The organism is Bacteroidota bacterium (assembly GCA_034723125.1).
Taxonomy (GTDB): Bacteria; Bacteroidota; Bacteroidia; order CAILMK01; family JAAYUY01; genus JAYEOP01.
In genome coordinates this window covers 1-2,503 of sequence record JAYEOP010000349.1, presented here as the reverse complement: position 1 = coordinate 2,503, position 2,503 = coordinate 1, and the positions used below count along the sequence as shown (strand labels likewise).

Below are 2,503 nucleotides of genomic sequence, written 5' to 3'. Positions count from 1 at the left end.
TTCGCAAAAAAAATAAGTAACAATGCTGTGGAGCTTGTAAAAAACAAATATGATAATTTAACGATTGTAAAAAAATTGCTAAATAATTACAAGAAAGTTATTGCCAAATAATGTGTAATTCATTTTATGTTGCTTTTTGTTTTTCCTGCTCCCTTTTAAATTCCATTATGAGCCAATTAATTTATACACCGTCCTGCTCCAACTTCTCCTTTTCTTTCCAACAGTTTATATTTAAACCTATGGGGTTTACTGGTATCATTCCAATTATGTTTTCTTCTTCTAATTTTTTAAGTATTATGTTATTGATGATTTTCTATTTTAAATGTTACAACGATTACTATTAATCGGTTTTTTAGTACAATAATACTATTTCAACGTTATTTTTACATTACAAAAATAATGTTAGGTATTTTTAATAACTTTTTTTTTCTTCCTGACAAAAGTATAAACAACAATCAAGACAATTCCCAAAATAAGAATCCACCATGGAAATTCTTGGGTAGAAATGACTGAAGTAGTCTTGAATCCTTTATATATAACCGGAGCCTGAGAGAAATTATAGAAACCGAATTTACCATTCTTATAGGTATCGTCCATTATAATTTTACTAAAAATAGTTCTTTCTCCATCTTTTACTTCTAAAGTAAATGAGCCAGGAATAAACTCCAAAAAGAAATTGTATTCTTTATCGAATTCCCATCCTTCAGTTTCTTCATAATAAAGCAAAGTAACTTTCCCCTCAGAACCTTCTGTATTCCAGAGGTCTTTACCGTTAAACGGTTGTGATGGCTCTAATATTCCTTTTTTTACTCCACTATAGTCTGCATCCGCAACTTTAATACTGACTCCTTGTTTTGCTATACCATTTCCATAAACTTCTTGTGTAGCTTTTTTCCAATCAAGCAGATAAAAATGTCCAGGGTCTTGATAGCCAAAAACAAAGCCTACAAGGTCGTCATCGCTATTCTCTTTCATCACCCACGAACCTTCTACAATTGTTCCTGTGATATCGATATCACTAACAAGGATTGTTGGATCCCCATTCACTTTTTGTGTAGCCCATTGATTATCATGGCTCAGTTCCCATACAGCTTTTCCTTGTCCATTAGAAGGATAGTCATAGACTACTGACTCCCATCGGCTAAGATTAACCCATTTTTCAACTTGTTCAGATTCTTTAGTACATCCCATAATAAACAAGAACATAATTACTACACTTGTCATTGTTAAATAACGCATATCTATCCTTTCTTTAAATTTTTCTATTACTTAGTGTCTCTTAGAAAACTCTACAAAATTAAAAATGTTTCTTTTTGCGATATTTTTATTTTTCTCAAATCACTGATGCAAAGGCATCAGTTCATTTCCAAAAAGTAAAAATCTTACCTGCCTGACGGCAAAGGCAGGTCAAAAATAATTCATTTTATAAAAATAGATAGTTTTCTAAGAGGCACTACTTATTATTCAGGAATTTCCGTGCTCATTTCACTAAACTCCTGTTTACTAATATAAGCTGTACCAAATCCAGAAAGTTTCCAATTTTCTTTATCAGTACTTTTAAGTTGTACTGCTGAATACTGACCTGATGGACTTTCGTAGAAAACAGCAGTTAGATAGTAATAATCTTCAAAATTTATACGGTCTTTGGAGTATTTTATTTCTTGAAATGTCCCTTCACTCTCACCTATTTTCTTTCTAAAATTCTTTACATTATTATTGGATTTGAAATACTCATCATCCATCACCATTTTTTGTGTACTACCAGCATACGACTTAAGGGTTTCGATATCCTTGTCAGAATATGCTTTTAACACAATTAACGCATCCTTTTCACCATGTTTATAATTATCTTTTTGAACAATAACTTCCACTTTATTCGAGGATTCGTTTTTGTTTTTACTTTCATTGCACGACCATGTTAAAACTGATATTACTACTACAGTTACTAATAATGTTACTTTTTGCATGATAATTTCTCCTTTTTTATTTGTTAATTAATCTATTTAACTTATTACTACCAACGACAGCCAGTATAGAAACCCTAACCACCGATTAAATTTTTGTCAAATATAAGGACATTTCTGTTTTGCTTAAAAATAATTTGTTTTTTTTTGGTTGCATTTTTAGAAATGCTTCTTCCAGTGATGTTGGAAAAATATATGACTGTCTTCTGTCTTTTCCTTGTATAAATTTCATAGTATAAAAATAGAAATTATTCCTTTGGTGGCAATATGATAAGTTGGGCATTTTGGAACACCAATTTTTCATTTTACTATGTTGGTTATTTATAGTTATAATGTTCATATTTAGCACTTTCTGCCCAGTTTTTATATTGCGTGTTACCAACTGTCCGTATATATTTTCAATCATTATTCTCCCAATTTTGCTACATAATTAGTTTTAATTTCCATTTGCAATTTCTTTTAGTTTGTCAAGAAATCTTTTTGCACTTCTTGAATTCTCAGAGGCTCTAACTAATGAAAATCTATCTTTAAGTCTATTT

Annotated in this window: 2 protein-coding genes; both read right to left on the bottom strand. The window is 30.4% G+C overall.

All coding sequences use genetic code 11. The features are described from left to right. Nucleotides 1-402: 402 nt before the first annotated feature. On the bottom strand, nucleotides 403-1,239 hold the full coding sequence (locus tag U9R42_09520; GenBank protein MEA3496260.1) for a hypothetical protein: 837 nt from the start codon (nucleotides 1,237-1,239) through the stop codon (nucleotides 403-405). A gap of 221 nt (nucleotides 1,240-1,460) precedes the next feature. Continuing rightward, nucleotides 1,461-1,967 carry a hypothetical protein gene (locus U9R42_09515; GenBank protein ID MEA3496259.1) on the bottom strand — a complete coding sequence of 169 codons (507 nt, stop codon included), beginning with the start codon at nucleotides 1,965-1,967 and terminating at the stop codon, nucleotides 1,461-1,463. Between the last annotated feature and the right edge of the window lie 536 nt (nucleotides 1,968-2,503).

Bases quoted from the DNA above. Each gene is read 5' to 3' on its own strand.
- U9R42_09520 (MEA3496260.1), bottom strand. From the start codon at position 1,239: ATGCGTTATTTAACAATGACAAGTGTAGTAATTATGTTCTTGTTTATT.
- U9R42_09515 (MEA3496259.1), bottom strand. From the start codon at position 1,967: ATGCAAAAAGTAACATTATTAGTAACTGTAGTAGTAATATCAGTTTTA.